This is a genomic window from Vibrio sp. B172a (genome assembly GCF_030248355.1).
Classification (GTDB): domain Bacteria; phylum Pseudomonadota; class Gammaproteobacteria; order Enterobacterales; family Vibrionaceae; genus Vibrio; species Vibrio owensii.
Map to the genome: position 1 here is coordinate 232,376 of NZ_JAHGAC010000008.1, position 26,790 is coordinate 259,165.

The following is a 26,790-nucleotide window of genomic DNA, read 5'->3' on the forward strand; positions in this document are numbered from 1 at the left end:
GTTTTGTTATAAAAGCGAGTTTTTAGCAAAAAGCTCGGAGTTTTTGACAAGTATTCTTCTCGCCCTCAAAATACACTGCCAGCCATTGATGATCCTCGAAGCGGTTTTCGAGGAGAGAGATTGAGGAAAACGCATGTTTACTGCAACGAACGTGTTAACACCAGAATTTATCGAGCAGCCGCTTGATAAGTTATGGTCACTGATCTCGCCATTGTACATGGTGGACGAGTCTCAATGGCTAGAGCAACTATTGCCACTAGCAACGCCGACAGCGGAAGAAAAATCGGCAATCACGACCCAAACAACCCAGCTTATCGAAGCTATCCGTGCGGATAAGAAGTCAATCCAGATGATTGATGCGCTATTGCTGGAATACAGCCTTGATACCCAAGAAGGTATCTTGCTGATGTGTCTTGCAGAAGCATTGATGCGTATTCCTGATTCAGCAACGGCGGATGCGCTGATTAAAGATAAGTTAAGCGTTGCGGATTGGAAATCTCATCTTAAGAGTTCTGATTCCGTATTCGTTAACGCTTCAACTTGGGGCTTAATGCTAACGGGTAAAGTGATTGGTCTTGGTGAGCAAGAAACCCAGAGCCCAGGTCAGGCTGTAAACCGTCTGGTAAACAAATTCTCAGAACCTGTGATTCGCAAAGCCATGTATCAGGCAATGAAGATCATGGGTCATCAGTTTGTACGTGGTCGTACGATTGAAGAAGCGCAGAAGAACGGTCGTCCAATGCGCGACAAAGGTTTCACTTACTCATTCGATATGTTGGGTGAAGCGGCGCTGACCACGGCAGACGCAAGCAAGTACTTCAAAGATTACCTAATGGCGATTGAAGCCGTTGGCCGCGAAACGTACGGCAGTGATACGAGCCCTGCACCTTCTGTCTCTATCAAGCTTTCTGCACTTCACCCACGTTACGAAGTGGCGAATGAAGAACGCGTGATGACAGAGCTTTACGACACTTTAACGCAGCTACTCAAGCGCGCTATCGAAGTGGATGTTGCCATCACGATTGATGCAGAAGAAGCAGACCGTCTTGAGCTGTCACTCAAACTGTTTGAAAAACTGTACCGCAGCGACCTAGTGAAAGGTTGGGGCAAGTTTGGTCTGGTGGTTCAAGCCTACTCGAAACGTGCACTGCCTGTACTCGTATGGCTAAACGGTCTAGCAAAAGAGCAGGGCGATCTGATCCCGCTTCGCCTAGTAAAAGGCGCGTACTGGGACAGCGAAATCAAGTGGTCGCAACAAGCAGGTTACGAGAACTACCCTGTTTACACGCGCAAAGAAGCGACGGATGTTGCTTACCTAGCGTGTGCGCGCTTCCTACTGAGTGAAGGCGTGCGCGGTAATATCTTCCCGCAGTTTGCTAGTCACAACGCGCACACTGTTACGGCGATTGCTGTAATGGCAGAGCACAAAGATTACGAATTCCAACGTCTGCATGGTATGGGTGATTCGCTTTATAACCATGTAATGGACACTTATGGTCAGCCAGTACGTATTTACGCGCCAGTCGGTAGCCATGCGGATCTACTGCCTTACTTGGTTCGTCGCTTACTAGAAAACGGCGCGAACAGCTCGTTTGTACACCGTTTGGTGGACGCGCGTTGCCCAATTTCAGAGCTGACGCATCACCCTGTTGATGTGCTGACCTCTTTTGAGACGCTACACAACGGTCAAATCCCAATGCCAACCGGCATCTTCCCGGAGCGTAAAAACTCGTACGGTGTGAACGTTGATATCGATAGCGAAGCGAAGCCGTTTGAAGCGCAGGTTGAAAGCTTCCTAACCCAGAAGTGGGCTGCGGGTCCAATCATCAACGGCGAAAAACATGCCGAAAGCATGATCAAGGAAAACTCAGCAGAGATCATTACCGCCCCTTACGATCGTCGTATTGAAGTGGGTCAGGTGGCTTTCGCAAGCCTTGATCATGTTTCCGCTGCAATCGAAGCGGCTGATGCTGCATTCCCAGAGTGGAAAGGCACTGCAATTGAACAAAAAGCGGCGTGCCTAGATAAGCTTGCGGATCTGATGGAAGAAAACTTGGCTGAGCTGGTGGCGATTTGTCACCAAGAAGCGGGTAAGACGATTCATGACAGCATTGATGAAGTGCGTGAAGCGGTCGACTTCTGTCGTTACTACGCGAAACAAGCGCAAAATCTTCAGCCGTTTGAGCTAGAAGGCTTTGATGGCGTGAAACGCATGTCTAGCCGTGAAGGGTTAGGTGTATTCGTTTGTATCAGTCCATGGAACTTCCCACTCGCGATTTTCCTTGGTCAAGTCACAGCCGCATTAGTTGCAGGTAACACCGTCGTCGCTAAGCCTGCTGAGCAAACCAGCTTAATTGCGGCGCGAGCGATCGAATTGATGTTAGAAGCCGGCTTCCCTGCTGGTGTGATTCAGCTATTGCCGGGTCGTGGTGGTGAAATTGGTCATGCACTAACCTCTCACGATGCGATTGCAGGCGTGGCATTTACTGGTTCGACAGCAACAGCGCAGCGCATCAATGTGACGCTTGCCGAGCGTAGCGCGAAACCAGTACCGTTTATCGCTGAAACTGGCGGTCAGAACGCCATGATTGTGGATAGTACGGCACTACCAGAACAAGTTGTGCGTGACGTGATTCGTTCCGCTTTTGCTTCTGCTGGTCAACGCTGTTCTGCTCTGCGCGTTCTGTTCGTTCAAGAAGATGTTGCGGATCGCATCATCAACCTTATCCAAGGTGCGATGAATGAACTGCATGTTGGTATTCCTTACCTACACAAAACCGATGTGGGTCCGGTTATCGACAGCAATGCAAAAAACAAACTCCTTGCTCACCTAGAGCACATGACAAGCACGCAAACCAAAGTTGCTCAATTGCAATTGGATGAAGTTTGTCAGCACGGTGATTTTGTGTCGCCAAGTGCGTTCGAAATCTCGGGCATTGATGTTCTGAAAGAAGAGCAATTCGGTCCTATCTTGCACATTGTTCGCTTTAAAGCGTCTGAGTTGCCAAACGTGGTTGAGCAAATCAACCAAACCGGTTTTGGTCTCACCATGGGCATCCACAGCCGTAACGAAACCACTTATCGTTGGATTGAAAAACACGCTCGCGTGGGTAACTGCTACATCAACCGCGATCAGGTTGGTGCGGTGGTTGGCGTTCAGCCATTCGGTGGTCAAGGTTTGTCAGGCACGGGTCCGAAGGCAGGTGGTCCTCACTACCTATACCGCTTTACTAAACAACATCTTGTTCAAGCAGAGAAGGCGTAAGGAGTCGCATTATGGTTCATCAGATCACGTATTTTAAAGATGCATTCTCTGCGTGGGAGCAGTGGAATCTGACCGATTTTGATTACAAATGTGAGCATTTGCTGGCATTTAAATCTGCGATTGAAGAGCAGCATAGCGTGGTTGGCAAAGTGGTGTCGTACCACTTGCAGCAAGCGTCTGCTCTGTTGGCAGAAACTCATCAGTTAGTTGGCCCTACGGGTGAAACTAACGAGCTGTACGCAGCGGGTCGCGGTGTGGCTTTGGTCGTTTGTGAAAACAACCTAGCAAATACCGAGAACGCTCTGTACAGCACCTTTGCAATGATCACCTGTGCTCTGATTGCAGGCAACAGCGTGGTGATTTGCAGTGACAATACAGAGCTTACTCAATTGGTTAAGCAGGCTGTAGCGTCAGCAAACTTCCCATCTAACTTAGTCCAAGTGGTTGCGTACGATGCGTCTTCCCCGTTGTTAGACAGCGACGTACGTAGTGTGGGTTATGTTGGGCATTCACAGGTTGAGCATGCGCTTAACCTGCAACTGGCTAAGCGTGACGGTGCCATCGTCAGCTTAGTTTCTGAAACGGATTTAGAGTCACCGACATTGACTCATGATCCTCATCTGTCGTTACGCTTTATTACCGAGCGTACTCGAACGATAAATATTACAGCAGTGGGCGGTAACGCGACTCTACTCGAGTTGGGAAGCGACTCCCACTAACCTGACTTGTGATACCAATCTGAATCAAAAGAGCCTGAGAGCTTACTCGGGTTGGTATCTCTTACTTTGATGTATTGCTGCGATGGCAAAATATCAAAGCGGGCAAGGAAGGAAATAATTATAACGAGGACTATCAAATGATAGAAAATAGCTTTGCTATCACGACCACTTTTGTGGCGTACTTACTAATCATGGTTGCCATTGGCGTTTACGCGTATAAGAGGACTTCCAATTCATCAGACTACTTCCTAGGTGGTCGTAGCCTTGGTCCATGGCCAGCGGCACTATCTGCGGGTGCATCAGACATGAGTGGCTGGTTGCTACTTGGTCTTCCGGGGTATGCGTATGCAGCAGGTATTGAAGCGTTCTGGCTAGCAGGTGGTCTGCTTGTGGGTACATGGCTAAACTGGTTAATCAGTGCAAAACGCCTACGTACGTACAGCATCCAAACTGATGCGCTAACGCTGCCTGAGTTCCTGTCGCGTCGCTTTAACGATAAGTCGAAACTGATTCAGACAATCTCTGCGTTCTTCATTCTTCTATTCTTCCTTTTCTACACCAGCTCAGGCTTGGTAGCAGGGGGTAAACTGTTTGAGACCGTATTCGGCTTGGATTACAGCATTGCCGTTATCATTGGCACGGTGTGTGTGGTTTCATACACGCTATTCGGTGGTTTCTTAGCGGTATCTTGGACGGACTTGGTGCAAGGTCTATTGATGGCGGCAGCACTAATGATTGTGCCTGTTGCAGTGATGGACGGTGGCCTAGGTCAACTAGCGACGGACATGCACAACATTAACCCAGAGCTACTAACGCTATGGAGCGACGTGAAAGGTGAGCCTCTATCGGCTATCGCGATCATCTCTTTGGTCGCATGGGGTCTAGGTTACTTCGGTCAGCCACACATCCTAGCGCGTTTTAAAGCTTCTCGTTCAAACAAAGACCTAACAACAGCGCGTCGTATCGCTGTGGGTTGGACTGCGCTTTCTATGGCGGGTGCAATGTTAGTTGGTCTTGTTGGTCTAGTGTGGGTAACAGGCCACCCTGGTACACAGCTAGATGACGGCGAGAAAATCTTCATGCTATTGGTGAACACAGTATTCCACCCAGTGATTGCAGGTATCCTATTGGCGGCAATCCTAGCGGCGGTAATGAGTACTGCGGATTCACAGCTTCTAGTATCTTCATCAGCTCTTGCAGAAGACTTCTACAAGCAAGTGATTAAGCCAGATGCAACGTCTGAAGAAGTGGTAATGATTGGTCGTGTGGGCGTTATCGTGATTTCTCTTATCGCGCTATTCCTAGCAATGACGCCAGACAGCTCTGTTCTAGGTCTAGTATCTTACGCTTGGGCAGGCTTTGGTGCTGCGTTTGGTCCAGCAGTTGTACTTAGCCTTTACTGGAGCGGCATGAACCGTAACGGCGCACTAGCAGGTATCCTAATCGGTGGTGTGACTATCGTGGTTTGGAAACAGCTAACAGGCGGTTGGTTCGATGTGTACGAAATCGTACCGGGCATCATCTTCTCTACTATCGCAATCGTGGTAGTGAGCAAAATGACTGGTGGTGCAGCAGCCGAAGTGCTTGAGCAACACAAAGAATACGAGAAGAAGTTGGTTGAACTAGACTAATTCCTCTCAAATAAAAACAAAGCCCGCGTTCATCGCGGGCTTTTTTGTGCTTACTCTATGGTTGATGGTTGATGGTGATTTGAATGACCTGTAATACCTCAATTAGAGAATTTCTGAGGTATAGTAAAAAACGTGTTGACCCGTCTATGAGTGTAGGGCTGATGCTATGTCTGTACCGACAAAAGGAGCCACTATGCTAACCGTAACCCAACTGGCCAGAGAGTGTGGACTCTCTCGTACTACGATTCTTTACTATGAGCGTGAAGGCTTGCTAGCGCCTGCATATCGTTCAGAAAACGGTTATCGCTGGTATGGAGAAAAAGAGATGCAGCGTTTAAAAACGATCTCGTCTTATCGTTCTTATGGGTTACCGATTTCCAGCATACGCACTTTGTTGGCACAGAAAGGCAAATCTCAAGCGGAGATCTTGAAAGACCATTTCAATGAACTCGAACGTGAGATTCAAAACCTACGAGCGCAGCAAAAAGCGATCGTGGTGCTATTACAAGAACCACAACTGATAGAGGATAATATTGTGACTAAAGAACGTTGGGTACAAATCATGCAAGCTGCGGGTTTCTCTGAAAACGACATGGTGACATGGCATCAGAAATTTGAAGAGATGGAGCCTGCTGAGCACCAAAAATTCCTTGAATCTTTGGGTATTGAGCAAGACGAAATTGTGCGCATTCGTGCTCTATAATTAGCGCCTAAACAGCGTATTAAAAACCGGTTAAATAAAAATAAGCCTCTTCGTGAGGCTTATTTTTTGTGGCGCTATATTTAATAAAAAAGTTTAATCATAAACTGCCTAGTGACGGATTTTTGAGTAAAGCACAGTGTTACTCAATTCCCCTGAGGTAGAGAGGCGGTCGTGTCTCAACTCACCTTCGAAATCATAACCACAACGCTCTGCGACGGCGCGGCTTTTTAGGTTGGTTGAATCGGCGGTAATCGCAATGCGTCTCGCACCAAGATCTTCAAACGCGTAGCGCTCTAGTTCTAATACTGCTTCGGAAATGTAGCCGTTACCAACAGCGATATCATCTAACCAGTAGCCAATCTCAAATGCTGGTACTTCTTGGTCTCTAATCATCAGGCCAACGGCACCAATTAAGCGATCGCTTTCCTTCTCGATGATGAAGTAACGCAATTCCTCTTCGAAGTTTTCAAAGTTGGCGATGGCTTTTTCTGTTCCCTCAATCATGGCTTCTAGTGTGAGCACATGTGGCACCCAAGGAAGGTACGTTTCGAGCGTCTTCTGGCAACGTACCACGACTTGATGTGCTTCCTCTGCACGTTCTAAACAAGCGGGAATTAGCTTAAGACGTTTCGTTTCCATATCGGCTCTCCTTTGGGTGAAAAATGAACGAAAAATCATTTAATCAGATGTACTTAGAATGATCTAGTCGTTCGTACAATATTATTCGCTTGGTTTGCTTGGAAGAACCTGAGAGAATCGTACGGTTATTAAACCAACTAGGTTCATTATGAAACTTTTAGTAAGAAACTTGGCTCGTGAAACAACCGAGCAAGAGATGCGCAAACTATTCTCAGCGCACGGCAAAGTAGAACTTTGTACTCTGGTTCTTGATCAAGAAACCGGTTTGTCGAAAGGCTTCGGCTTTGTGATCATGCCAGATGAAGCAGAGGCGATTGCTGCACTGGAAGCGCTGAACTTGACCAGCGTAGCGAAAAGCAAGATTCGCGTGAAAGTCGCTCAAGACTAAGAGAGAGAAAAGCCAGCATCATCGCTGGCTTTTTTGTATTTCAAGAGAAGACGGGATAACTAAATGCATTGGCACATAACGTATTCCCTCTTTCTCACGGGCGTCATCCGTCGGCACAAAACCGTAGTTTTGGTAAAACGAGACCGCATTAGGTGCTGATCGAAGACGCACATAACTTCTTGGTTTATCTTGGGTCGAGTCTAATATCGTATCGAGAAGTTGTTTACCCAAACCATGACCTTGAACTTCAGTTGCCACGAATAAGTGGGTGAGATAATTGCCGTCTTTGAGAGCGGCGAAACCGACAAGGTTATTGTCTTGGAAGGCAGTTAAGGCCAAGAAGCTAGGATGTGTCATTGCTTGCGTCACATCCTGTTCAATTCTGGCGAGAAACCTACGTTTTCCTTCTTCAGAGAAGTGCTCGAGGATATGGCGTTGCGTGATTCTGGAAACGAGTTCAGCCACCTCTATGATGCTCTTCACATCTGCTTTGACCATTTCAATCATCAATTTTCTCTTGGATCTTCTGCATTAATTGCGCTAACTGGTGAGCGTCAAAATTGTCTGAGTTTGGCACTTGGTAGGAATCATTTGAGGTGTAGATCATCAAATTGTTGCCATAGAGAGATTCTTGTTGAATACGAACTTGGGTTATCTCATCCAATGGAACACGAAAATAAACGGTTGAATCCTGGTAATATTTAAAAGTATTCGAAGCCGAATCGATATGGATGCTTTTGGGCGTGAAGGCGCAATTTTCGAAGCGTTTCGAGATCTGCTTTATCGCTAAAGCAGTGAGTATAACCAACCCAAGCTCAACGAGTTTATCTGAGAGATAAGCAAAATAGGAAAGGGATAAGAGCGAGACGATGAGCCAGTGTCCACTGCTTTTAGGCAGGTTTTGAGAGGTTTCATGAATGACCATTCTCTGCCTCTTTTAACCTAGAGTTTGAGAGGTCTTTTAAGGCTTTCTTAAGTGGTTGAGTCTTCACTTCAATCACGATTAAGTGGACTAAACCACCAATGGAAATGGCCGCCATCGCCCCACTTATACCACTTCCATGAGTCACCAGGCCATACAAGCCAGAGCCAAGCATTAACACAAGAGCCACTATTTGAATGGTTAAACTGTCTTGAACTACATAATGACCGCTTTGATGGTCTTTTTTGACGTAAGCAAATTGACCAAATCCACCAAGTTCCACTTTGACTTTTCTGTCTAATGCTTGGCAGGGGTATCCTTGTTGATTGAGTTTTCTTGCTAAGCTTTCCATGCCAACAACTCCATTTGTTATTTTGGACGATCTATACAAGATTCTTCAGCATCATAATGTTGTAAGTTCGGGAATGAGTACCCCTTAGCTTTGCTTAGCATCAGTTCTAAGAGGCACGTCTCAGTGTTTAAGCTACAGTTTCTTACGTTTGCGGAACGCTCTCAGGTTTAATCGGTGGAAGAGAAGTGGCGCTGATAGACACAAACTTCACGCTCTGCCCCTTTAGGACCAACCCAAGTGTTTTCGACATAAGGTACATTGAGTTTGTTTATCACCGATTTGGAACGTTGGTTTTCCACTAAGTGCAGAACCTTAATTCCGGCTAACTCAAAGTCGACACGTGCGAACTCGATTAGGGCGTTCGTAGCTTCAAACGCGTAACCCTTCCCCCAATAAGGGACACCGAGCCAATAACCTAAAGTGCCATAGCCATCCTCAACTCTCGGTATGCTCACAGCACCTAATAACTCCCCTGACTCACGCAAGGTAATAGCGTAGACGACACCTCTGCGCTCTTTGTACATTGGCGCATGTCCGTCAATCCAAGTTTTCGCCATAGGCAGCTCATAAGGATGCGGAATGTTCGCGGTCATATCTGCGATGATTTTTTCACCCGCGAGTAAAGCGACGCGTTCGCTATCTTCATGCTGGAAAGGTCGCAGAATGAGTCGTTCAGTAAAGAGTTTTCGTTGTGTTGGCATAACGGAATCACCTTACAGATTGAATGACCCACACATCAAGATCAGGTCGGTAAGTTGTGTCGAAGTAGCCTAAATCATCAAACGCAAATCGGACGCCAGTTTCGTTGGCTCTTGGTTGGTTGCCACAAATCACATTAAACATCGTGCTGAGGAAGCGTCCGTGGGAAACTACCAAGTAGCGGCCACTGCCACGTCTGATGATAGATTGAAGGGCAAGGCTTGCTCGGGCATAAAGCTCAACACCGCTTTCCCCTTCATTGGCAGAGACGACGCAAGGTTGGTACGGGTTGACGAAATCAACCATAGGGTATTTGTGTTGAGATTCGCTAAAAGGTAGCCCTTGCAACGGGCCGTTATCACGCTCCATTAATTCATCATGCGTGGTCATAGGGACATTTAGGTGTGTAGAAAATATCTCTCCAACATGGCGTGCTCGCTGCATTGAGCTACTTAAAATCGCATCGTACTTTCGCCCTTCTTCGGCAAATTGTTTCGCGCGATTTTCGGCTTGTTGAATTCCAATTTCGGTGAGTGGACTGTCGAATCGTCCTTCATGAACGCGTAAATCATCTGCAAGTGAGCGTCCATGGCGGACGAAGGTAATATGAATCATCTTACTTCCTTGTTTATCTCTTTGGAACGGCATGTTCTGTACGAAGAGGGAGTCAGCTCCACTGCTTATTTTGCACACAATTCACACTGTAAATTGAAGCCGTTTTGGAGAGATAAATCCGTCTTCTCTCGTAGGCAAGCAGAGCAATATGGGCAATACCGAATGTAAAAAATAAGTACGTACAATCAGTTATGTATGATGTCTCGTAGTATTACATACATAGGTGCTATTTTTCATAATTTGGTCGAAAATTGAGGTCTGACCAAGGTCTCAGTTTTTGAGTTCTTGGGTGTCATTTTTTGGATGTGGAACACAAAAAAGCAAAGGGGCTTTTTTATTGTGGAATTATTTTGAACAAAATATGTCAATTGTCAGTAGCACAGGAAATCAGGGAGAAAAGAAATGCCTAATATTTATTGCTCAGTTTGCAAAAGAACAACGCAGCATAAAGTGATCATGAAGCGTTGTGAACCAGAGCATATCGCTACGCTAACTGGCAAAGTCGTGAGTTTTACTCAGTTGATGGCAAAGTTTGTATCAGGTGAGCATTACTACGAAATGGAACCGCAGTACTACTGCCGTTGCTGTAACCATCGCGCTATCGGTGAAGTGGTTCAACATCCAGCGCGACAGACATCAGCAATCATGTAATCGACGTTTAAGCAGCTAGTTCTTTCTCTGCTGCAAATGGCATTCCATCGATCATAACTGGCCAGCCGTAAGAGGCATATTCAGACGCCAGAGATTTTGCCACTTCGTGTGAAACGGTCGTGTACGTCCATTCACCAACACCAAATGGCTTGTACGCGAGTTGTAGGGTTAACATTGCTTTCTCCTCATTATTTTTGCCTATTATTGCCTTACCATTTGGCTCATTTCTTTTCTTAAAAGCTCATGTTTTTCTATTCAAAGTTCATCATTCCATTTTTTCGTTAACAAAATTATCTTATTAATAAAGTTACCTATATTGTTTGGTGTATTTATAAATTAGACGCATGAATGTTTTCATTTTTAGAATATTTGACGACTTTTTGTTCAGGGCAAACGTTAAATGCCTGCGAGTTTCACACGTTGCTCATTTCACTATTTGCAAACTGAATAGTAACTATTAATCTGGTGATTCCTGAGTTGTTACAAGGATGTGGTGAATGAGTTATCAACTAGACAGAATTGATTTACAGATTTTGAGAGTGTTGCATTCTCGAGGTCGAATTCCAGTGGTGGAATTGGCGAAGCAGGTTAACTTAACCACATCACCATGCTCTGAACGCGTAAAACGGTTGGAAAAAGAAGGCTTCATCAATGGCTATCACGCAGAGCTCAATGCCGAAAAGCTTGGGCTGGATGTGCAGGTCTTTATTCATATTCGCCTTGATCAAACTAGCTTCTCGATTTTCGAGAAATTTGCTAAAGCGGTCGAGTTGATGCCTGAAATTGAAGAGTGCTACTCGCTGTCGGGTGACTTCGATACCATGATCAAAGTACGAGTGAAGAACATGAAGGCTTACCAAGAGTTTATGTCGAGTAAGCTGGGGACGCTACCTGGCGTAATACAAACTCGTAGTGAAGTGGTCATCGAAGAACACAAGACTGGATTTGGTGTCAATCCAGAGCTGCTTGGTTAATACCCACGTTTAGGTTCACATGACAGACACAAAAAAGGAGCCATGGAGGCTCCTTTTCAATTCTCGTACGTAGCTTGTATTAATTAAGCGCTGACGAAAGTGGTCAATACGCCGATCAGGCCACCAAATACGCCACCCCAAACTACGAGCCAGCCAAGATGTTCTTTAATCATCTTCTGTACGATTTCTTTCACCAAAGCTGGTGTCAGTTCGCTAAGGCGTTGATCGATGATGCTTTCGATGTTCTGCTTGATTTCATCCATCATTGCTGGCGATTCCATCTGCTCTTTTAGGGCTTCTTTGATGCTGTCGCTCTTACTCAGATCGATAATGGATTCTTGCATCTTCTCTACGAATGGTTGGCGCATGGGTTGCAGCGCTTCTGCTCCGCCAAACATCGCTAGCATGCCACCAAACTGAGATCCTTCAATGACTTCAACCAGTGAGTCGAACGCTGGGTTTAGGTCGACTTTCTCAATCACGGGTTCAAGATTGATGTTTACACCACCCGCCATTTCTTTGTTTAAGAAACGGTCGATGTTTGCTTCAGTAAAGAACTGCTCCATCATCAGGTTTTTGATTGCCAGCTTGAACTCTTCGAAGCGCGCAGGAATGACGCCTGAGCCATATAAGCCGGGTACTTTTTCAAACAGCATGTGAATCGCTAGCCAGTTGGTGATCGCGCCAGAAAAAGCGAACAGACCCGCGTACCAAAGGTAATCATTTTGAATGTGATATCCCGCGCCCATCATGGCGATTGCGAGGATATTAGTCAGCAAACTTTTGTTCATAGTGACCAATTATGTATGAGTTGATGAAGTAATAAGTGGGCATGATTTTATACCCAACCGATAGCTAGATGCTAGGTTGAGAACAATAGGATTCATGTGGGCGAGATAGAGTAGGGGCGCGAAAAAAACAAAACCCGACAATCATTGTCGGGCCACTGCTTTTTCTTAGAAACTCTAAGATTATTTTTTATTGTGCTTTTAGAAGCGGAAGACCTTACGGCAAAGTTGGCATTTCCAGCGCTCTGAGTAGCCGAATAATTTATCCGCCCAACTTTGTTTTACTTGTACGATCTGCATTGAACCACATTTACACATAAGCTAATTACCTTATTATTAGATTAATAACTAAGCCATCAATTGAGTATAGCTGTTTCTCAAAAAGTGAAATTACAAATGAATCCAGCGAGATACTCTGCGTTGTGTCCACTGCTAACGAATACGCAACGGGGCGCTATACTAGCAGAAAAAGTGTGATTTGCATCCATAAAGTTGTTTCATAGTTGAGACTTTAAGTGATCATGATCACGTAATGTGTCGGGTTGGTTTCTGAAGAAAACGGATGGATATAGCAAAATTGAATTAAAAACGGCGCTTGGTGCGCCGTTTTTGTTTGGTGATTTACAGCTATCTAAAGAGCATTAACTCTCCAACTCTTCCCCTAGGAAGCCACCCGTCTGGTGCGCCCAAAGCTGAGCGTAAATGCCGTTGTTGGTAATAAGCTCTTTGTGTGTGCCTTGTTCGACGATGTTGCCTTTATCAAGCACAATCAAGCGATCCATTTGCGCAATGGTCGACAAACGGTGCGCGATGGCGATAACGGTTTTGCCTTGCATAAGCTCGTTCAAGCTTTCTTGAATGGCGGCTTCAACTTCTGAATCCAGTGCTGAAGTCGCTTCATCCAGTACCAGCAAAGGTGCGTCTTTTAGCAGCACGCGTGAAATCGCAATACGCTGGCGTTGACCACCAGACAGTTTCACACCGCGCTCACCCACTTGTGCGTCGTAACCCACGTTGCCGAACGGGTCGGTTAGGGTTTCGATAAACTCGTGTGCGTGGGCTTGCTTAGTCGCTTTAATCAGGTCTTCTTCAGTCGCATCTGGGTTGCCATACAAGATATTGTCGCGGATTGAGCGGTGTAGCAAAGACGTATCTTGCGTCACCATACCAATATTCGAGCGCAGTGAGTCTTGCGTGACGCTCGAGATTTCCTGCCCATCAATCTTGATGCAACCTTCCTCTACATCGTGGAAGCGCAATAACAAGTTTACTAAGGTGGATTTACCTGCGCCAGATCGTCCAACTAAGCCCACTTTCTCACCCGGTTTGATATTAAGGTCGAGGTTGTTAATCACGCCCTTTTTCTCACCATAATGGAAGCTAACGTTATCGAAGTGGATGCCGCCTTGAGAAACTTGCAGATCTTTCGCATCGGCTTTGTCTTTGATGTCGATAGGTTTAGACAGCGTCTTCATGCCATCTACGACAGTACCCAAGTTTTCGAATAGGGCACCGACTTCCCACATGATCCACATCGACATACCATTGATACGCAGGGCTAAGCTGACAGCAATCGCAATGGCACCCACGCTAATCGCGCTATCCAGCCACAAATAAATCGACAGCGCAGCCACTGAGAACACCAATAGATAGTTGGAAATCTCTACCGCTACGTCGAAGCCGGTCACCAAGCGCATTTGGCGATATACGGTATTCAAGAAGCCTTTCATGCCTTCTTCGGCGTACTCGGTTTCTCGTTTACTGTGCGAGAACAGCTTCACGGTTTGAATGTTGGTGTAGCTGTCGACAATGCGCCCAGTCATGGTGGAGCGTGCATCGGCTTGCTCAGTAGCCACGGCCTTTAGTTTCGGAACAAAGTGGATCTGAATCGCGATGTACGCCATTAGCCACACCAACATTGGGATCATCAAGCGCCAGTCAGCCGCCGCCAGCATCACGATAATACTGGTGAAGTAAACCAAGACATAAACAAACACATCCATCGTCTTCATGACAGTTTCTCGCACCGCCAAAGAGGTCTGCATCACCTTGGTGGCGACACGTCCTGCAAAATCATCCTGATAGAAGTTCAGACTTTGATTAAGCAAGTAACGGTGTGCAAGCCAACGTACCGACATCGGGTAGTTACCCAGCAAAGTTTGGTGAATCAACAGCGAGTAAACCACCACCAAAATTGGCATGACAACCAACAATAAAGAGCCGTAGAAAATAAGGTCCGCTTTGTTGTCTTGCAAAAAGGTTTCTGGATTGCTGGTGGATAGCCAATCAACCAACTGACCCATGGCACCAAACAGAGACACTTCTACGATCGCCACAATCGTCGACATGATCGACATGATGACCAGCGGTTTCTCAAAGCCACGCGTGTAATGGCGCAAGAAGGCGTAAATCCCGGTTGGGGGTTGGTCAGGCTGTGATTTGGGGAACGGCTCAGTAAAGCCTTCAAATCGTTTAAACATAACTCATCCTAAAGTTAAAACATTGCCACGCCAGAGAGTGAATTCATCAATTCTTTCTACCTTGGACGAGGTCGAAACACTGAACGTGGTGATAAGACATATTGAGGTCTGCTAGCCAGAAAAGCAGACAAATTACGTACGTGAGAGAGGCGAAAAAATAGTCTAACCGATTGCATTTTAAATGTAACTAGTTGGTTATAAAGAATTCACTAGTGCATTGTTCTTGAGATTGTCATTCACACGCCACAAAACCGTAAATCGGCACGGTGACAATAAAAAGTCGGGTAAAAAGAGTTTTTGTCAGAAATATTTACCTTTGGCTGATGAATTTATTATTAAAAACAGCAAAACCGAAGTTAACAATAAATTTACAATCTCATCATTCTAGTGAAAAGGAATGTTTGGATGCTATTACACGAATCAGTGCCTCAGAATGCACATGGAAAAGAAGAAAGCACGCAAAGTGCTCTGCGTCATACCGCAAATTGCGTTGTGATGGTGCCGCCGAAAGAGTTTCGTTTTAACGAAGAAACCGCGCAAGACAACGAGTTTCAACACCAAGTTTCTCTGACTCAAGAAGAAGTCTCACGTAACACCATGGCTGAATTTTCCGCGATGGTTGAAACATTGCGTAAAGAAGGCGTGCAAGTCGTCGAGTTTGATTACCCTCAATCAGACATTGCCACGCCAGATGCGGTGTTCCCGAATAACTGGTTTAGCACCACTCCGGAAGGCACTTTGTATACCTTCCCGATGGCGTGTAAAAACCGTCAGCATGAAGTTCGCCCAGATGCGCTGGTTGCTGCATTAGCACAAGCGGGTCGAGAAGTGCATCAACAAGATTCATTAACCGAATACCTTGATGAAGAAGCCTACCTAGAAAGCACGGGCGTGATGGTGTTCGACCACTTCAACAAAACCGTTTATGCCGCGCTTTCACAACGTTGTGATCGTCTGGTGTTAGAAGATTACGCCAAGCGCATTGGTTACGACCGCGTGATTTCTTTCCAAACCCGTTTGCCTTCTGGCGCGCCGATTTACCACACTAACGTAATGATGGCGGTGGGAGAGCAGTTCTGTGTGATTTGTGATGAAGTGATCCCTGAGTTTGAGCGTCGCTTTGTGCTTAAATCGTTGGCGAAAGACAAGCAGGTTATCTCGATTTCGCTTGAGCAGATGAACCAGTTCTGCGGCAACATTCTACAACTGGAAACGGTACGCGGCGATAAGGTGATTGCTATGTCTCAATCGGCTTACGATGCGTTCTCACCAGCACAAAGAAATCAACTAGCGACTCACGGTAAATTGCTGCCATTCGACGTTTCTACCATCGAATCGATTGGCGGTGGCTCTGTGCGCTGTATGTTAGGCGAAGTGTTCCTACCAAACCGAAAAGCCGTGCTATAGACCGCCCCTGAATTTCCCCCAAAAAGCACCATGTTGAAAGATGTGGTGCTTTTTTATTTGTATCGCAGAAAATGCCCAAATGAATAGCAAAACACTTGTTTCATCCTAATGTGCTCTGAGTATGATTTTGCCCATACATCATGCAGGTGTATTATTTAGCTGCTATTTATATGTATTGTGTTTCATATAAAAATAAAGGCTAGGTTATGGTTATGATCAACACGTGCAGAAGGGCGGGGTTGTATTGCCTGGTGGGAGTGATGTCTTTGCTTGCCATCTCGGGCTGTAATGACTCTACCACTGAAACGACCACCTCATTAACGTCTCAAATCTCTCACCAACAAAGCTTGTCACTTAATGTCTCTAATCGAGTTGATGAGACCGAAATGTCTAATCTAGAACTGCTGTTTGTTTTCGATGTTGCCAATCAGAATGAGACGTTTACCGTTCGAGTACAAGATGTTCTTGGAAGAGAAGTGGCTGGTTTCCATCAGGGGGAAGCATTTCAAAGTAACGTTGTGGTAGTGCCTGAATCTGGCATTGTGCCATTCACATTCGATGTCGATAACGCCAGCGATGTGAATGGTGGAGTGGCTAAGATGACGGTGATTGTGAGAGGGAATGGTTTTTTCTCTAACTCTCAAGTGTTTGATCTGACCCAAACTACGATGTCCGATAACTATTGGATTGAAATTGTTCCTAAGTCAGAAAAGGCTGAAGAGGCAACTACTTTTGCGGAAGAACGTGTTGACTTAGATGGTCACGTCACCAGTTCTCAGGTGGATGTCGCGACGGTTAGCAAAGATGACAGCACGGATGGAGGCAAAATCCTTGATGGCGCAACTGCCAAGTTATCGATTCCTGCCGGCACGGGGTTCATTGGTGAAGATGGGCAGTCTTTTACGCCTTTAGGAGAGGTTTCTGTTTCGATGATGCTGTTTTCAGCGGATCCAAAAGGCCTAGCTGATGATGAGAATAACCCGCTATACCTTTTCCCCGGTGGTTTATCACCAGATGGATTTGATGGTGAGCTCCCAAGCGATATTACCTCTCCTGACAGCGTGACTTTTATTTCTGCTGGTTTTGTTGCGATTGAGATTGGCGATGAGAGCGGCAACAAAGTGTCATCGTTTGATGGCGAAGGGGTTACCTTGGCATTTGAAGTTCCAAAATCCACGATAAATCCGCAAACAGGTGAACCACTATCTTTGGATGATGGCACGATCCCCATTTGGAGCTATACCGACTCTACGGGTAAATGGCGCTATGAAGGTGATGCCGTCATAGAGCAAGAAAACGAAAACACCTTTACCGTCTCGAAACCAATCACTCACCTCTCATACTACAATCTGGATTGGTATGGACAAGATCGTTGTCAACTTGATGTCGACGTTGTGGATGCGAATGGCGACCCCAATAATCAAAAGTTACGCCTCTCCTTCGCCAAAGCTGGCGGTGGTTGGGCTTACAAGCCTTCTGGGTGGGGCGATGACCCTGAAAAGTTAAACATCAATCGAGTGCCTGCCTTTGCTGGCCATTTTGATCTGCTCGACAGCCAAGGTAATAGCTTACTGGCGTCGATTGAAGTGGACGGTGAGGTTATTGAAGTAGCCGATGGTTCTGAGGGACTCGATCTCGATGACTTCTGTTTTGGTGTATCGAGTGACTCCACTAAATCGTTCAAGGCTACCTTGAATATTGTAAACCCTCCTCGTATTGATATCGAAACAGGGCTGTCGTTAGTTTGCCCAATCGACGAAACGAAAACTCAGACAGTCGACTCCGGCTATTACTACTTATATTCCGGTTATTCTTATGAAAGTTCGGGTGAAGTAAATGGGGATAGCATTACGTTTTCCAACTTGGTTGAAGACGGGTTATATCGACTCTATTACTACGGTGGGCAGACTTGGGCACAAGTAGAATTTACCGCCAAAGCAGACACGACCACTATTTCACTGATGTCGCTTCAATTGTGTGACAAAATTGACCAAGCCATTAAAACCCGCTTGGTATGTACCGACGACGATATGGCCGTCACGCGCTTTAAAGCCGCACCTGAAGCGTATTTTTGGATGTACAACCAAGACTATTCTCACTATTTATGGGGGAGAACAGACTCTGATGGTAACGCCACGCAAAGTGATGCGGTCGAATCGATTGAATACATGGGCTCAGCCTATTCTTACTTTGAGAACCGTTATTACTGGGGTGAACGTACAACCGCCACGACGAGTGCCGATAATGCGATCACTTTTGATATTCAGTTACCAAGCTCCAATGAATATTGTCTTGCCGAATTACCGATTGATTACCTTCAAACGTTCGTTTTTGCTGAGAACACAGAAGCGCTGGCAGACGGTGTCGCAGAAATCATTATTACCGTTCAGGAGCGTGATGAGTTTGGTACGGCTCGTGAATCGAATTCAGGTGAGCTTACCTTGAGTGCTGAACCTGCTGAAGAGGTCATGATTTCTGGGGTTAGTTCTAATGGTGATGGTACATATAGCGCCAAGGTAACGTCTACAAAAGCGCAAGAAGTCGTTATCTCCGGTAAGATTGATGACAATGCCTTAGGAGGCTCTGCGACAGTAGAGTTTATTCCTGTTGTTGATTTCTCAAATGCCGTCTTTAGTCGAGATAAAGCGTCCGCCAGTGCGGATGGTAGTGAGCAAATTAAGGTGACTGTACAACTCAAAGATGCGGATGGAAATGACTACACATCGTCTGGTGGTGACATCAAGTTTGGCGAGCTTTCTGGGTTAACTTTGAAGTCTTATCAAGATAATGACGATGGAACTTACACCGGCGTTTTCATCAGTGAAACGTCAAAAACTTTCAATATCACAGCATCGATTGCAGGTAGCGCACTATCTAGCAGCATAGATATCGAGTTTACGCCAGTGTTAGATACCAACAGCGCTGACTTCTCACTTGATAAGAGTTCGGCAAGCGCAGATGGTGTTGACGTCATTACCGTGACCTTGCAGCTAAAAGACAAAGAGGGGGATGATTACACCAGTTCTGGCGGTGCAGTCGTTTTTGATACACCAAATGGGTTAACTAAGTTCGATAGCCAAGATAATGGCGATGGCTCTTATACTGTGAAGTACAAGAGCTCTACGTCAGGCTCCTACACAGTGGGATCTTCGCTAGACGGCAGTAAATTTGCTGAATCCATTTCCTTTGAATTTACACCAGTTCTTGACCTCAGTAACACTGAATTTACTCGTGATAAAAGTTCTGCCAATGCCGACGGATCCGATGTGATCACAGTAACCATTCAATTGAAAGATTCTGAAGGCAACAACTACACAAGCTCAGGTGGCACTCTTCAGCTCTCTATGCCAACAGGCGTTAGTTCCGTTACTTCTCAAGATAATGGTGATGGTACTTACACTGTGAGTTTCTCTAGCTCGAGTGCAGGTAACAAATCAATAGGAGTGTCGATTGGTGGCACCCAGTTATCCAGCTCTATTTCTTTGTCTTATACTCAGGTCTTAAATCTTTCTGCTGCTGTATTCAGTCGTGATAAAGAATCCGCGAACGCAAATGGTAGTGACCAGATTACCGTAACGGTTCAACTAAAAGACACCAATGGTGCTGACTATACATCGTCCGCGGGGGAGATTTCATTCTCTGTGCCTAGTGGGGTAACGGAAGTATCAAATACAGACAACGGTGATGGTTCGTATACTGCTGTCTTTACAACGGTGAATGCAGGTAGTTATACCTTTGGTGCGAGCATAGGTGGCACTCAGTTGGCTAACGATGTTGAGCTTACTTTTAATGCTGTCATTGATTTATCGCAGTCGACATTGCAAGCCGATATCACCACCATTGCAGCAGATGGCAACAGTACTGCTCAGTTGACAGTTACACTGAAAGACTACGCTGGCAATGCGTTTGTACCATCATCGAACAGTCCTGAACTCTCGATTACAGCGGGCTCTGCTGATAAGACGGAATTAGTGAATGCTGGCGATGGGGTGTATACAAGCAGTGTTAGCGCTAGCGTTGCTGGAGAGGTCACTGTTACCGCGACCTATGACTCTGGAACCATTGGTACATCAAACCTCACATTTGAGGCGGTAGCGCCAAGCGCTTCTCAGTCTACCATCACGAGTGATATTTCCACCTTTGGTGTGGGAGGCGCTCATAGCGCAGTTATCACGGTTGCTTTAAAGAAAGCCGATGGTAGTGCTTACACACAAAGCTACGGAGAGTTGGTGCTGAGTCCACAAGGTACGGGTTTAAGCTATGGTACCCCCGTAGATAATGGTGATGGTACGTACACGGTGTCAGTTACTGCAGATACTGCAGGCAGTTATGTCGTGAGTGCTGCTGTTGGGGAGCTCTCATTGAGTAATTCGTTGCCTTTAACGGTTACCCAAGTCGATGCTGCAGAAAGTGTTGTAACGCCTACGGAGTTAAATGATTCAGGTAATATCACGATCACGCTTAAAGATTCGAGTGGTACCGATTTAGGGCATGGAGGGCACGTAGTGACTGTTGACTCTTCTTCAGACGCATTCATATTCACAGCTGGGGGATTTGGCTCATTTAGTGATATTGTGGATAACAATGATGGAACCTACTCGGTTTCAGTGACATGTCTCAAATCAACCAATGGCAATAGTTTTAACATTGAAGTCCAAGCCGATAGTACTTTGGTTGGTAGTGTAGATGTAACCTGCCCGTAAATCTCAGACAATACAAAGAAAAATGCCACTCAACATTGAGTGGCATTTTTATGCTTCGTCACTGTTAGGTTTGTTTAATCTAAAGCGACCAATTCTTTCTCATGGGTGTTTTCGCCCACTTCATGACAGCAATGGTTGTGGTGATCCTCGTAGCCATCATACGCGCATTCGCCAATATTGTTTCTAGGACAGATAAGATAGTGACTTCTATCGATTAACTCTGTTTGACATATTGGACAGTACTTTTCCATAGCAACCTCCCACAACTAACGATTGAAAATTTCGTCCGTAGACACGAGTTCAAGGGTAATTTTAGACCCTAGATTATGACCGTGATGTGAAGGTTTTATGCGAGGATAAGTGTGCGTTCTCTGTCTTGACAAAGCTCTGACATAAGGCGGAGTGAGGAGCCTTCCCGCATTTTCATTAGAAGTCTGATTTTAAAAGAAAAGGAGAGACTTAAAGCGTCGTTTTATACTTGATGCTTTGCTGTATCACGCCATAATTTTGCAGCTTCTTTTAGAAGGCACATCACAAAGATATTTGTCTTCATTTCGCGCAAAATTGTCGGAGTATTTTGGCTGTTTATAGATGAGCTTTGAAGTCTTGGGTTTTAGCAATATGTCAGGCAAGAAGAGCACAGATAAAAACAAGGTCAGCTGTAGGGCTGACCTTTTTCTCGATAATTTTATGAGGCTCAGTAGCTAAGCTCTTCTTTTGGAAATGTGCCTTCACCATTAGAAACGATCGCGTCTATTTGAATTGAAGCGTCCATAAAGATTTCTGATACACCGATAACAGTGCACGCTGGAAGCTCTTTATCAAAGTAGCTCGCTAAAATATCCTCCACGACGTGCAAGTCGCTGATATCTTTTAGCTGAATATTCAGCTTCACGATGTCGTCCATTACATGATGTACGCTTTTTATGATGGCTTTGATGTTGTCGAGGCATTGCATGGTTTGCTCGCCTATGTCATTAGCAATGACTTCGCCACTCGACGGATGGATTGGCAGTTGTGCAGAAACGTTATTGTAATGCGAGAAGGCGACAGTTTGAGTTGAGAATTTGCTGACTGGTGCCGCCTCTGTGTTGTGGGCGCGAATCACAATCCCATGTCTATCTTCAACGGCTTGTGGTGGCGTTCCGTCCCCATGAGAAATCGTCGCGTCTATTTGCACCAAGGCGTCCATTGGTAAGCCCTCAGCTTTGATGACAGTACGAGCGGGCACGTAGGCAACGCTTCTTGCTATCGCCGAGTCTGGAAAAAATGTGCTGTAGACTTGATTGACAGCAAAGGCATCGTCGAGATTTCTCAGATGGATATTGAGTTTAACAATGTCATCAAAAGGGACATCAATACTATTAAGTATGCTCTTGATGTTTTTTAAACATTGTCGAGTTTGCGCTTTGATCCCGCCTTCAGCAATATTGCCTGTTTCTGGTTCGATCGGCAGTTGTGCTGAAATGTGATTGTAATGTGAGAACGCAACACTTTGGCTCGACAGCAAACTGGCTGGGGCTTTTGCTGTGTTTCTTACCAGCTTGATCAGCTTGCAAGGTTCTTGAGGGTGTGTTCCTTCACCGTTCGAAATCAGCGCGTCGATTTGAACTAAAGCGCCTTCCAAAGGCAGTGCAGCAACGGCAATTACGGTTCGAGTTGGAAGGTGGCTGATGAAGTATTGTTTATAAACTTCATCGACAGCATCTAGATCGGTCATAGATTTAAGATAAATCGTGATTTTAACGACGTCATTTAAGCTGTGCTCGATGCTATCCACGATTGACCTAATATTGCTTAAACATTGCTTAGTTTGCTCTTTGATGCCCCCTTCCACTAACTTTTGGCTTTTTGGGTCAATCGGCAGTTGCGCTGAGATATTGTTGTAATGGGAAAAAGCCACCGATTGAGTTGAGCCGTCGTTGATTGGTGCATTTTCTGTATTGCTAGATACTTTGATGATTTCGCCGTGCATTTCGAATGTTCTCCAATTCTGGCTGCTGTAGGAACGCTGTGGGTACGCTGATACAGGCAATAGATAGCCAGACCAACCGCTCAAAACAGAGGCAAGTCTGGCTATGTGTGCCGAATAAAAACGTTAGTTAGTGAATGAGATCGTTATAGGGTGCTGAGGAAGGTCAGGATTTTGTCTTCGTGACGCTTGATGGTTTCTTCGCTTGGCGTGATGGCATCTTTATGGGTGAAGTAAACCAAGATGGCCATTTGCGCCGTTAGGCGGTTCTCTGCTTCGTCGAATGCCACAGAGTATTCACTTTCTAGCGCACCGCGAGTGACTTCCTCTTTGTCGTTTGCAGGTAAGCAGTGCAGAAGCATTGCACCTGGCTTCGCCTTTGCCATTAGCTCTTCCGTAATCACGTAATCAGGCATGAAGGCAGCTAAGCGCTCTTCTTTCTCATCCATTTGAGTAACCCAGTAGAAGCTATCGCCGTAGACCACATCACAATCACTGATTCGCTCTACGTCATCGGTGATCTCAATATGACCGCCAGACTCTTTGCAGAACGATTCTGCAAGCTCGACCCATTCTGGTTCCATGTGGTATTTAACCGGACCAATTTGCTTAAAGCCCATGCCGTATTTCGCACAAGTTAGCATCAATGAACGACATACATCGGTAGCGTCACCCATGAATGCCAACGTCAGTTCATTAAGCTGACGACCATCAGTGATGTGCTCACGAATAGTAAATAAGTCAGCCAGCATTTGTGTTGGATGGAAACGGGTATCTAGGCCGTTGATTACCGGTACGGTAGACATGTTCAACAAACCATCTAGCGTTTCAGGGCTGTTAGTGCGAGCCATGATCACATCACACATGCGTGACAACACTCGTGAGGTGTCATCAATCGATTCTTTGCCGCCAAGGTGGATGTCTTTTGGCGATAGGAACAAAGCGTGACCACCAAGTAGCGTTGCGGCAACTTCAAATGAAACGCGTGTGCGAGTCGAGCCGGCTTCGAAAATCATCCCTACTGACTTTCCTTTGAACAGCTGTGGTACAGCATTATCTTTACGCGCCTGTTTTAGGTAGCTCATTAATTCCATCATGTTGTCCATTTCTCGGACTGAGAAATCTTTCATAGACACCATATGCTCAATGTTGGCTTTGTGTAGGTCAGTTGCACTTGAAGAAGGTAATTTCATAATCATATTCCTATTTTCATTTGGGGCTTACCTAAGCTCGCCCCTTTTATTTTGAGTCGTTGGATTCGTATGGATTTAAACTTGAGGTACTTGTTGAGTAATGCAGTGGATATTGCCGCCACCGAGCAAAATCTCACGAGCAGGCACACCGTTTACTTCATAGCCTGGGTAGAGATCCTCTAAGAGCGCAATCACCTCTGCGTCGTATCGCTTATCGAGTAGAGGTAGAACAATCTGGTTGTTCGTGATGAGATAGTTCGCGTATGAGGCGGCTAGACGCTCACCGGCTTCACGCTCCATCCCTTCTGCAATATCAATCCCTGCTGCTTCTTCTTTTGCCATGTACAAAGGACCTGGCATTGGCAGCTTATGGACTTTGATTTTTCGGTCTTTCGCGTCTCTTTGATTTGTTAGGCAGTCGTAGGCTTCGCGACTGATTTCGTACTGCGGGTCATTCGGGTCATCACACCAAGTCAAAACCACTTCTCCGGGTTTGACGATGTGGAGAATGTTATCGACGTGACCATTGGTTTCGTCGTTGTATAAGCCACGAGGCAACCAAACTATTTTCTCCACATTAAGGTGCTCACGGAGAATTTTGCTCAGTTCTTCCTTACTAAGATCTGGGTTACGGCTCTCGTCCAGTAGGCACTCTTCTGTGGTGTACAAGGTGCCTTCGCCATCGATGTGGATTGAGCCGCCTTCAAGGATTATTGGTGCTCTGTAACGTGCATCAGAGGTAATTTCACACATTTTCTGAGCCACTTGATCATCGCGTTTCCATGGCCAATACAGACCATCCACAAACCCACCCCAAGCATTAAACTCCCAGTCGACACCGCGACGCTCACCGTTGTCATTTACGACATAGCTTGCTCCGATATCGCGCATCCAAGAGTCATCGGTCGACACTTCCAAAACGCGAATATCATCAGGTAAGCGAGATACCGCATTGTCATACTGCTCAGCGCTTACCAACATGGTGACAGGTGTGGTTTTGTTGATTTGCTTGGCTACGTCGGCAAACACTTTTTGCGCAGGCTTTGCACCGTTACGCCAGTTATCCGTGCGCTCTGGCCAAGCCATCCAAATTTCACTCTGAGGTTCGTGCTCACCAGGCATTCTGAACCCGTCTTGCTTTGGTGTGGTTTCTAATAGCTTTTTCATTGTCTATCTCCTGAACTAAGCCTCAGCTTTTTGTTCCATTTGTTGATTTTTGCGTTTCAAGGCACCGAGTAAGATCCATTCGCCAATTAAGATCGTGGTGATGACGCCGATTAATACCGGAGCGGTGTAGTTCCAATCGGCAACGGTTAGGTCAAGTGCTTCTGGGAAGATGAAGAGCACTACCGCTTGTAAAATCACGAAGAAGCACACAATGGACATCACAAACTGCAACCCCATGCCGCCAGGGACTTTGAATGGGCGTTCGCGCTCACCATCTACCAAGCGCAGCTTGAGATAAGCAGGGAACATGAACAGATAAGGCAATAAGAAAATGCAGCTTGAAAAGGCGAAGATGGACCAAAACAAGTCGTCATTACCTTGAGCGAATAGGGCGTATGACAAGATCACCACGGTAGAAACTGTGCCAGTGATATTGTTCGCACCCACTGGAGAGCCTTTGTCCGATACCTTTGCAACAGCGGCTGGTAGTTCGCCCTCTTGTGCTGCTTCTGCGGCGGCACGGCTCGCGCCCATTGTCCAACTCACCATGTTGCCGATGAGCGTTAATAGAGCGCAGACACCAAAGAAATACACCATGGCATTGCCAAGCGGACCATCACCAAACAGAGTTTTGAAGGTATCGATTAAGCCTGCAACCAAGCCGATGCTCTCAACAGGTAATGCCATCAGAATGCCAATGGTGCCGAAGATGTAGAGGAATGCAGTGATACCAATAGAAAGGAATACGGCTTTTGGCATATCGCGTACGTCTTTCATCTCTTTGGTCATGGTTGCAACCAATTCGAATCCCATTAGGTTGAATACAATGGCAGGAAGAAATGCCACTGCTGAATCAAGCGTAGGAACCATTGCTGCAAGCGTGAATTCATTCGCCACACCGTGCTTCATCGCATAGATAAAGCCGCCAACACCCAATGTGCCGATCACCAAGATTTTTAGAATTGCACCGATGTTGGTGACCCAAACCCCAATGTCTGCTGAGACGTTACAGATCCAAACGGTAAGCCATGTGAGCGCAATACAAATCGCAATTTGTCCCCACAATGAAAGGTCGGGCATAAACAGCTCGGCGAACATACCTGCAAACATGATGTATACCGCAGGCATCCAGAGACCGACGTTGATCCAATAGAACCAAGTGGTACGAACTGCCCATTTAAAATTGAACGCCTCTTTTACCCAATCATAAATACCGCCGTCACCAGGGTAGGTCGTGCTTAATTCCGAGGTGATGAATCCATACGGAATGACAAAAAAGATCAGCATTACGACCCACCACCCGATTGAGCTGACCCCGATACTGGCGGATGCCGTGAGTGTGTCGACCACCAGTACTGCACATAACGTAAATAGTGCAATACTCATGACCCCCATTTTTCCTTGAGTTTCGTTGCTCATTGTTTCGCTCCTTAACTACCGAATATGGCAATTATTAAAAGTGAAATTTATGTAACGAACCTTGATGCGAATTTAATATCGGCTTTGGAGAGGTTAATTGCGC

At 45.9% G+C, this 26,790-nt stretch carries 22 protein-coding genes; 9 read left to right on the forward strand and 13 right to left on the reverse strand.

Going from position 1 to position 26,790, the window contains the following annotated elements:
* Nucleotides 1-133 precede the first annotated feature (133 nt).
* The 4 genes from putA (at nt 134) to KIT90_RS10965 (ending at nt 6,318) form a co-directional block, all read left to right on the forward strand.
* Complete coding sequence (putA, locus tag KIT90_RS10950) at nt 134-3,265, forward strand: bifunctional proline dehydrogenase/L-glutamate gamma-semialdehyde dehydrogenase PutA (RefSeq protein WP_285376669.1); 3,132 nt, start codon at nt 134-136, stop codon at nt 3,263-3,265.
* Nucleotides 3,266-3,276: 11 nt separating this feature from the next.
* Nucleotides 3,277-3,984, forward strand: coding sequence for a 1-pyrroline-5-carboxylate dehydrogenase (locus KIT90_RS10955; protein ID WP_285376670.1), 708 nt, complete (start codon nt 3,277-3,279; stop codon nt 3,982-3,984).
* 137 nt (nt 3,985-4,121) lie between these two features.
* Nucleotides 4,122-5,615: a sodium/proline symporter PutP gene (gene putP / locus KIT90_RS10960; RefSeq protein WP_208444769.1), complete on the forward strand. Its 1,494-nt coding sequence runs from the start codon at nt 4,122-4,124 to the stop codon at nt 5,613-5,615.
* A gap of 193 nt (nt 5,616-5,808) precedes the next feature.
* On the forward strand, nt 5,809-6,318 hold the full coding sequence (locus tag KIT90_RS10965) for a MerR family transcriptional regulator (protein WP_285376672.1): 510 nt from the start codon (nt 5,809-5,811) through the stop codon (nt 6,316-6,318).
* Nucleotides 6,319-6,426: 108 nt separating this feature from the next.
* On the opposite strand, the gene KIT90_RS10970 is transcribed toward KIT90_RS10965, so the two are convergent.
* Entirely contained in the window at nt 6,427-6,957 is a 531-nt protein-coding gene (locus tag KIT90_RS10970; protein ID WP_285376674.1) for a GNAT family N-acetyltransferase, read from the reverse strand.
* A gap of 148 nt (nt 6,958-7,105) precedes the next feature.
* On the opposite strand from KIT90_RS10970, the gene KIT90_RS10975 reads away from it, so the two are divergent.
* A complete protein-coding gene (locus tag KIT90_RS10975) occupies nt 7,106-7,345 on the forward strand; it encodes an RNA recognition motif family protein (protein WP_009706659.1) in 240 nt (79 codons plus the stop codon).
* An 18-nt stretch (nt 7,346-7,363) separates the two neighbouring features.
* Here the strand turns inward: KIT90_RS10975 and KIT90_RS10980 are convergent, their stop codons facing one another.
* The 5 genes from KIT90_RS10980 to KIT90_RS11000 form a co-directional block, all read right to left on the reverse strand.
* The gene (locus KIT90_RS10980) at nt 7,364-7,852 is read right to left on the reverse strand and encodes a GNAT family N-acetyltransferase (RefSeq protein ID WP_285376675.1); all 489 of its coding nucleotides are present in this window, start codon (nt 7,850-7,852) and stop codon (nt 7,364-7,366) included.
* Entirely contained in the window at nt 7,845-8,270 is a 426-nt protein-coding gene (locus KIT90_RS10985; RefSeq protein ID WP_285376676.1) for a hypothetical protein, read from the reverse strand. Before KIT90_RS10985 ends, KIT90_RS10980 begins: the two co-directional genes overlap by 8 nt.
* A complete protein-coding gene (locus KIT90_RS10990) occupies nt 8,257-8,619 on the reverse strand; it encodes a hypothetical protein (RefSeq protein ID WP_041059265.1) in 363 nt (120 codons plus the stop codon). The genes KIT90_RS10985 and KIT90_RS10990 overlap by 14 nt, the downstream gene beginning before the upstream one ends.
* A gap of 167 nt (nt 8,620-8,786) precedes the next feature.
* Nucleotides 8,787-9,320: a GNAT family N-acetyltransferase gene (locus KIT90_RS10995; RefSeq protein WP_285376678.1), complete on the reverse strand. Its 534-nt coding sequence runs from the start codon at nt 9,318-9,320 to the stop codon at nt 8,787-8,789.
* A gap of 7 nt (nt 9,321-9,327) precedes the next feature.
* Nucleotides 9,328-9,933, reverse strand: coding sequence for a histidine phosphatase family protein (locus KIT90_RS11000; RefSeq protein WP_199436382.1), 606 nt, complete (start codon nt 9,931-9,933; stop codon nt 9,328-9,330).
* A 402-nt stretch (nt 9,934-10,335) separates the two neighbouring features.
* Here KIT90_RS11000 and KIT90_RS11005 point away from each other — a divergent pair, with 402 nt between their 5' ends.
* Nucleotides 10,336-10,584 (forward strand): hypothetical protein, encoded by a 249-nt coding sequence (locus tag KIT90_RS11005; protein WP_020194154.1) that lies wholly within the window; start codon nt 10,336-10,338, stop codon nt 10,582-10,584.
* A gap of 7 nt (nt 10,585-10,591) precedes the next feature.
* On the opposite strand, the gene KIT90_RS11010 is transcribed toward KIT90_RS11005, so the two are convergent.
* Nucleotides 10,592-10,759 carry a hypothetical protein gene (locus KIT90_RS11010; protein ID WP_009706656.1) on the reverse strand — a complete coding sequence of 56 codons (168 nt, stop codon included), beginning with the start codon at nt 10,757-10,759 and terminating at the stop codon, nt 10,592-10,594.
* A 322-nt stretch (nt 10,760-11,081) separates the two neighbouring features.
* Between KIT90_RS11010 and KIT90_RS11015 the strand changes: the two genes are divergently transcribed.
* A complete protein-coding gene (locus KIT90_RS11015; protein WP_033005158.1) occupies nt 11,082-11,558 on the forward strand; it encodes an Lrp/AsnC family transcriptional regulator in 477 nt (158 codons plus the stop codon).
* An 83-nt stretch (nt 11,559-11,641) separates the two neighbouring features.
* Here the strand turns inward: KIT90_RS11015 and KIT90_RS11020 are convergent, their stop codons facing one another.
* Both KIT90_RS11020 and KIT90_RS11025 read right to left on the reverse strand, forming a co-directional pair.
* Entirely contained in the window at nt 11,642-12,349 is a 708-nt protein-coding gene (locus tag KIT90_RS11020; RefSeq protein ID WP_005435770.1) for a DUF445 domain-containing protein, read from the reverse strand.
* 638 nt (nt 12,350-12,987) lie between these two features.
* Nucleotides 12,988-14,826: an ABC transporter ATP-binding protein gene (locus tag KIT90_RS11025; RefSeq protein ID WP_285376682.1), complete on the reverse strand. Its 1,839-nt coding sequence runs from the start codon at nt 14,824-14,826 to the stop codon at nt 12,988-12,990.
* Between the two features lie 405 nt (nt 14,827-15,231).
* On the opposite strand from KIT90_RS11025, the gene KIT90_RS11030 reads away from it, so the two are divergent.
* On the forward strand, nt 15,232-16,233 hold the full coding sequence (locus KIT90_RS11030) for an arginine deiminase-related protein (RefSeq protein WP_285376684.1): 1,002 nt from the start codon (nt 15,232-15,234) through the stop codon (nt 16,231-16,233).
* Between the two features lie 260 nt (nt 16,234-16,493).
* A complete protein-coding gene (locus KIT90_RS11035; RefSeq protein WP_285376685.1) occupies nt 16,494-20,936 on the forward strand; it encodes an Ig-like domain-containing protein in 4,443 nt (1,480 codons plus the stop codon).
* A gap of 697 nt (nt 20,937-21,633) precedes the next feature.
* Here KIT90_RS11035 and KIT90_RS11040 read toward each other — a convergent pair.
* The 4 genes from KIT90_RS11040 to KIT90_RS11055 all read right to left on the reverse strand — a co-directional run bounded on the left by KIT90_RS11040 (nt 21,634) and on the right by KIT90_RS11055 (nt 26,687).
* Nucleotides 21,634-22,911 (reverse strand): RidA family protein, encoded by a 1,278-nt coding sequence (locus tag KIT90_RS11040; protein ID WP_285376687.1) that lies wholly within the window; start codon nt 22,909-22,911, stop codon nt 21,634-21,636.
* Nucleotides 22,912-23,054: 143 nt separating this feature from the next.
* Nucleotides 23,055-24,101 carry an ornithine carbamoyltransferase gene (gene argF / locus KIT90_RS11045; protein ID WP_009706650.1) on the reverse strand — a complete coding sequence of 349 codons (1,047 nt, stop codon included), beginning with the start codon at nt 24,099-24,101 and terminating at the stop codon, nt 23,055-23,057.
* 75 nt (nt 24,102-24,176) lie between these two features.
* A complete protein-coding gene (gene aguA / locus KIT90_RS11050) occupies nt 24,177-25,268 on the reverse strand; it encodes an agmatine deiminase (RefSeq protein ID WP_039987677.1) in 1,092 nt (363 codons plus the stop codon).
* Nucleotides 25,269-25,283: 15 nt separating this feature from the next.
* Nucleotides 25,284-26,687 carry an APC family permease gene (locus KIT90_RS11055; protein ID WP_009706648.1) on the reverse strand — a complete coding sequence of 468 codons (1,404 nt, stop codon included), beginning with the start codon at nt 26,685-26,687 and terminating at the stop codon, nt 25,284-25,286.
* Between the last annotated feature and the right edge of the window lie 103 nt (nt 26,688-26,790).